Origin of the sequence: Williamwhitmania sp. (assembly GCA_035529935.1) — a bacterium.
GTDB lineage: Bacteria > Bacteroidota > Bacteroidia > Bacteroidales > Williamwhitmaniaceae > Williamwhitmania.
The window spans coordinates 24412-30676 of record DATKVT010000064.1 but is presented as its reverse complement, the minus strand read 5'-3'; the positions used below and the strand labels follow the sequence as shown (position 1 = coordinate 30676).

Sequence of the window (6265 nt, the reverse complement as noted above, 5' to 3'; positions counted from 1 at the left end):
CTTCTCGAATCGAAGGTGGTGGTAGAAACCACCATTACCCGATTTGGAAACAAGAGCTTCGATATGGAGCAGTTAATTGTAAACGAAGAATCGCAAGAGGTGCACTGCAAATCAAAAAGTGTGCTGGTAGCTTTTGATCCCTCAGCCAATACGGCAGTTGAAGTCCCCGAAGATTGGAAGAAAAAAATGGTGTCTTACCGCAATTAGCTATTCGGTAAAGAGGTCAAGCAGGCCATCCGGAAGGTCGACCGTAAGCACGCGCTTCTTTTCCGACACCTTAACAATCAGGTCGTCGTTCACGGGGATTAGAACCTCAACGCCGTTATAATCAATGGCAAAAAGAGGATTGCCCGGATAATCTAAAAAGTCGGTAATTAGACCAAGGGTGCCCTTTGTGGTGTCGATAACGGTGAAGCCAATAAATGACGACATATCGTCTTCATCCTCCTCAACCTCGCTCTCTTCTCCTTCCGCATACAGCTTCAGTCCGATGAGTTGAGCAGCAGCCTTGGTAGATTCAAAGTCGTCGAAAACCACTACGGCCTTCGCCCGACCCTTTGGCCGTGATGACTTAAAAAAAAGCGGAACCGATATTCCGTCGATTTCGACAAATACCGGTTCCGAAAAATTTTCTTCAATGGAATATTCTGGAGAGAGATTGAGCTGCAGCTCGCCGTTTGTACCAAACTCTTTGGCAATTCGACCTACATATAATCTTCGCGCCTCAACCATTGGAGATGCAGGGCAATTAAGCTTCTGCAGGAGCTTCGCCTTCGGCGGCAGCTTCCTCAGCAGGTGCTCCTGGAGCCTCTTCTGCAGCAGGTGCATTCTTAGCGGCCATAGCAGCACGCTTTTTAGCAACAGCAGCAGCTTTAGCCTCACGAACTTTACTTTCGGCGTCAAGCCGAGTCTTGATGTCGGCAGCTTCCTTGCTAGAAAGACTTTCTACCTTGGAATTAATTGCTACCTCCTTCTTCGTGATCCACTCCTGGAACCGCTGATCGGCAACTTCCAGGGTAAATGCCCCTTTCTTCACACCTTCGAGAAGGTGCTTTTTTAACATTACACCTCTGTAGCGCAACATTGCTCTACATGTGTCGGTGGGTTGAGCGCCCTTGTTAAGCCAGTCTAATGCCTTTTCAAAATTAAGGTCAATAGTAGCAGGATTAGTATTAGGATTGTAAGTACCAATCCTTTCAATGAATTTACCATCCCGTGGCGCCCTGCTATCCGCTACCACTACGTGGTAGTAAGCATACCCTTTGCGTCCAAAACGCTGAAGTCTGATTTTTACTGGCATAGGAATTAATTATCCTTTGTTAAACCTATATAATTTAGCGCGGCAAAGATACAGCTTTTTACCGAACATGCTAATATTCTGATTGCTATTTTTCTGTACTCCTCTACACACCGCAGCCACGCAGCGCTAGGCCCCTATTGAAAATATGTTGACAACTTTTCACTTTTGTAGGGGCTAACACCACGAGTAAGCTGTAACTTTAAAGGCTGGTAATTCCCGCTTATAAAAAACGACAACTCACAATATACAAGCCCTTTCTGATGAAGAAATTTGTTCACCTCCACGTTCACACCCAATATTCAATTCTCGATGGTGCTTCCAGCGTTGGAGGGCTCATTAAAAGAGCCAAGGAGTACGAAATGCCTGCGTGCGCCATCACCGACCACGGCAACATGTTTGGCGTTAAAATTTTCCACAAGAAGGCTAAGGAGGCAGGAATAAAACCTATTCTTGGTTGCGAGACTTACGTATCGAAGAATACGCGCTTTGACCGGTCCGACAAGGACGACCGTGCGGGAAACCACCTAATTCTTCTTGCCCAAAACTACGAAGGTTACCACAATCTAGCCAAGCTTATCTCCTACTCCTGGACCGAAGGTTTCTACTACAAACCAAGAATTGACAAGGAGCTGCTGCGGAAATATAACAAAGGTATCATTGCCTCAAGTGCCTGTCTTGGTGGCGAAATTCCCCAAGCCATAATGAATCAAGGGCCAGAGGAGGCTGAGCGCATCATCAATGAGTATCGCGAAATATTTGGCGACAACTTCTACCTCGAGCTGCAGCTCCACCGGTCGGGAAATCCAAAAATCGACAATGAGGTTTTCCAAAACCAGCTGTTGGTGAACAAAACGCTCATCGACCTGGGTAAGAAAATGGGCATCAAGTGCATCGCTACCAACGACGTTCACTTCATCAAAGACAGCGACGCCGACGCTCACGACTTGCTCATCTGCCTGAATACAGGCAAGGATCTGGACGATCCCGACCGCATGCGCTACACCAAGCAGGAATACTTTAAGTCGGGTGACGAAATGGCACAACTCTTCCCCGACTACCAGGAGGCCATTGAAAACACGCTGGAGATTGCCGATAAGGTGGAGTCATACGGCCTCAACCAAAAGCCCATTATGCCCATTTTCCCAATTCCTAATGAGTATTCAAGCGAGATGGATTATCTCAGAACGATTACCTATGAGGGAGCAAAAAAGCGGTGGGGCGATAAATTTGAAGGAGAAATAAAGGAGCGCGTGGAGTTTGAACTCGAAACCATCGAGCGAATGGGTTTCCCCTCCTACTTCCTTATTACATGGGACTTCATTAAGGCTGCACGCGAAATGGGCGTATCGGTTGGCCCCGGGCGCGGTTCTGCTGCTGGCTCTACGGTTGCTTACTGCCTCCGCATTACCGACATCGACCCCATAAAGTATGACCTGCTGTTTGAAAGGTTCCTTAACCCGGAGCGCGTATCCATGCCCGATATAGACATCGACTTCGACGAAGACGGACGTGAAAAGGTGCTCAAGTGGGTGGTGGAAAAATATGGTAAAAAGAGGGTTGCCCACATCATCACCTTTGGAACCATGGCTGCCAAGATGGCCATTCGCGACGTAGCCCGAGTGCTAAAGTTGCCCCTTTCAGAAGCAGATAGACTCTCGAAGTTGGTTCCTGAAAGGCCGGGTACAACGCTGGCAAAGGCCTACGATGAGGTGCCTGAATTACTCGAAGCAAAAAATAGCGGAGTGCAGCTGGTGATGGATACCCTGCGCTTTGCAGAAGTGTTAGAAGGATCAGTGCGACAAACTGGCCTTCATGCCTGTGGCATTATTATTGGGAAAAACGACCTCGAGGAGGATATTCCAATCAGCACCAACAAGGAGACGGAGTTGGTGGTGACCCAGTTCGATGGCAAGCACGTGGAGGACGTAGGCCTGCTAAAAATGGACTTCCTTGGGTTGAAAACACTCTCCATCATTAAGGATGCCATTGAGTATGCCAAGGAGTCGAAGGGCGTTGACATCGACATCGACAATCTTCCCATCGACGATCAGGAAACATTTGAGCTCTTTGCACGTGGAGAAACCACAGCGCTTTTCCAGTTTGAGTCGCCCGGCATGAAGAAATACCTCCGAGCACTTAAGCCAAACCGCTTTGAGGATCTCATTGCCATGAATGCTCTATACAGGCCAGGGCCTCTTGAATACATCCCTGACTTTATCGAGCGAAAACATGGCCGAAAGAAGATTGATTACGACCTCCCCGAAATGGAGGAGTTCTTAAAAGACACCTACGGAATTACCGTATACCAAGAACAGGTGATGCTTTTGTCGCAGAAGATTGCGGGCTTTACAAAGGGTCAGGCAGACTCGCTCCGAAAGGCCATGGGAAAAAAGATCAAGGCCATGATGGACGAGTTAAAGGAGAAATTCCTAGCGGGTGGCGCAGAAAAGGGTCACGACAAGAAGATTTTGGAAAAAATCTGGGTCGACTGGGAAGCCTTTGCCCAGTACGCCTTCAACAAAAGCCACTCCACCTGCTATGCCTATGTTGCCTATCAAACAGCATACCTCAAGGCGCACTACCCATCGGAGTTCATGGCCGCGGTACTCAGCCGAAATCTCTCCGACATCAAGAAGATCACCATCTTTATGGACGAGTGCAAGCGCATGGGCAAAATGGTATTGGGACCCAACGTAAATGCTAGTGCCTATAAGTTTACCGTTGATGCCGAGAGCAATATCCGATTTGGGCTTGGTGCCATAAAAGGAGTTGGTGAGGCAGCCGTTCAAAGCATTGTGGATGCGCGAAAGGAGGGCGGAAAATTCACCGATATTTTCAACTTTGTGGAGCGAGTAAACCTGCAGAGCGTAAACAAGAAGAACCTTGAGTGCCTTGCTCTTGCCGGAGCCCTCGACTGCTTTGGTATCAAGCGTCATCAATTTTTTGCCAACGATGGCAAGGAATCTACCTTTATTGAGAATCTTGTTCGCTATGGCACAAGAGTACAGAGCGATAAGGGTAACAGCCAGCAAAGTCTTTTCGGTGGGGATACCACCTTTGCCGCCATTGCGCAACCCGAGATTCCCGTATCGGAGGAGTGGAGCAAGCTGGAGCTGCTCAATAAGGAACGCGAAATGGTGGGTATTTACCTGTCGTCGCACCCCATGGACGATTATCGTTTCGAGCTCGACCACTTCTGCAACACCAGCTTAGCAGATCTGTCGGACATTAATAGCCTTCGTAATAAAGAGCTTTCCTTTGCAGGAATGGTAACCACGGTTAGAAACGCGCTCACCAAAAACGGAAAACCGTATGGTTCAATTACCATTGAAGATTACACTGATAGCTTCCAACTAACCCTCTTTGGCAAGGACTACGAAAACTTTCGAAAATACTTTTACCAAGGCTACTCCCTTCTTATCAAGGGGCGGGTGGAGCCTCGCATGTATAACGAAAATGAATTTGAGGTCAGAGTTAAGAGCATTTCCATGCTGCACGATGTAAAAACAGAAATGGTAAAATCCATAACTATTAAAGTTCCATTGAACAGCATCACCACTGAACTTGTTACTGAACTTAAAGCAGCCACCGATAAGCACAAGGGAAATGTGATGCTGAAGATGAAAATTTTGGATATGGAGGAAAAGCTGGCCCTCGACCTATTTTCGCGAGGCATTAAAATAAACCTTGATAAGGAGTTGCTACAGTTTTTGGAAGAATCGGATTTGCAAATTGTCGTAAACTAAAAAAATTATCATCTTTGCTATTCACTTCCAACTTGAAAGCAAAAACAAAAAATAACAATCAAATACAAGCAATTATGGCAGTTGAAATTACTGATGGCAACTTTGAAGAAGTTGTAATGAAGGCCGACAAGCCTGTGGTTATCGATTTTTGGGCAGAATGGTGTGGACCATGCCGCATGATTACCCCTATTATTGCCGAGATGTCTACCGAATACGAAGGTAGAGCCGTTATTGGCAAGGTTGACGTTGACTCCAACCCCGGCATTAGCGCAAAATTTGGCATCCGTAATATTCCCACCGTTCTCTTCATAAAAGGTGGCGAAATAAAAGACAAACAGGTTGGCGCGGTTCCTAAATCCAAGCTAGTTGAAAAGCTAAACGCACTTCTCTAATCGAATTAAAAGAAGCGATAACAAAAAAGAGCCCCGGTTGGAAATACAACCGGGGCTCTTTGTATTTTTCAATAGGGATGAATGATACTACAGAACCTCAAACAGTTCGCTTACTGGTTTCCGAACCTTAGCCGCATTCACCAAGTAGTCGGTTTTTGGATCGCGATAACCCAAAGCCATCAGCACCGCACTACGCAGCCCTTTCTCCTTAAGACCAAGCACCTCATCCATCATAGCATTATTGAAACCTTCCATGGGAGTGGAATCCACCTCCAGCGAAGCGGCAGTTACCAATCCAAATCCCAACGCAATGTAAGCCTGACGTGCAGCCCAAGCAAAGTAGCTATTGGCGTCCATTGGTTGAGGAGACTCCACCATTTTTCGAAAGTCAGCCAGTGATTCCACCGCTACGTTTCGCGTTTTGGCAATACTGTTTATGTAACCGTCAACCTCTTGGTTGGTTAGGCTCTCACGTGCGGCAAAAACCAACAGATGGGAACCTTCCAACACCTGTGGCTGAGGGCAAGCACCTGCATGAATCTTTTTACGCATAGCTTCACTCTCCACTACAAACACCTTGAATGGCTGTATTCCAATGGAAGTTGGGGCAAGTTGTATGGCCTCCAGAATCTGATCCACCTTTTCTTTTGGCACCTTGGTGCCGTTCATTCTCTTGGTGGCATAACGCCACTTCAAATTGCTGATTAAGTTCATATTAATTAGTGTTTATTGTTTTAACAGGAATACTAAACGCACTATCTGATTACTACTAACACTTCACGAGGAAGTATGTTCTAGAAAGTATAAAACAAAGGCTAAATGGAGAG

At 46.7% G+C, this 6265-nt stretch carries 6 protein-coding genes; 3 read left to right on the top strand and 3 right to left on the bottom strand.

Going from position 1 to position 6265, the window contains the following annotated elements:
• On the top strand, positions 1–207 hold a 207-nt coding region (locus VMW01_04745; protein ID HUW05549.1), incomplete at its 5' end, for a hypothetical protein.
• Here the strand turns inward: VMW01_04745 and rimM are convergent.
• Entirely contained in the window at positions 208–732 is a 525-nt protein-coding gene (rimM, locus tag VMW01_04740; GenBank protein ID HUW05548.1) for a ribosome maturation factor RimM, read from the bottom strand.
• A 16-nt stretch (positions 733–748) separates the two neighbouring features.
• Complete coding sequence (locus VMW01_04735) at positions 749–1300, bottom strand: 30S ribosomal protein S16 (protein ID HUW05547.1); 552 nt, start codon at positions 1298–1300, stop codon at positions 749–751.
• Positions 1301–1560: 260 nt separating this feature from the next.
• Between VMW01_04735 and dnaE the strand changes: the two genes are divergently transcribed.
• Both dnaE and trxA read left to right on the top strand, forming a co-directional pair.
• The gene (dnaE, locus tag VMW01_04730) at positions 1561–5046 is read left to right on the top strand and encodes a DNA polymerase III subunit alpha (protein ID HUW05546.1); all 3486 of its coding nucleotides are present in this window, start codon (positions 1561–1563) and stop codon (positions 5044–5046) included.
• A gap of 74 nt (positions 5047–5120) precedes the next feature.
• The gene (trxA, locus tag VMW01_04725; protein ID HUW05545.1) at positions 5121–5438 is read left to right on the top strand and encodes a thioredoxin; all 318 of its coding nucleotides are present in this window, start codon (positions 5121–5123) and stop codon (positions 5436–5438) included.
• A gap of 87 nt (positions 5439–5525) precedes the next feature.
• On the opposite strand, the gene VMW01_04720 is transcribed toward trxA, so the two are convergent.
• Positions 5526–6152 (bottom strand): NAD(P)H-dependent oxidoreductase, encoded by a 627-nt coding sequence (locus tag VMW01_04720; protein ID HUW05544.1) that lies wholly within the window; start codon positions 6150–6152, stop codon positions 5526–5528.
• Positions 6153–6265: the final 113 nt, after the last annotated feature.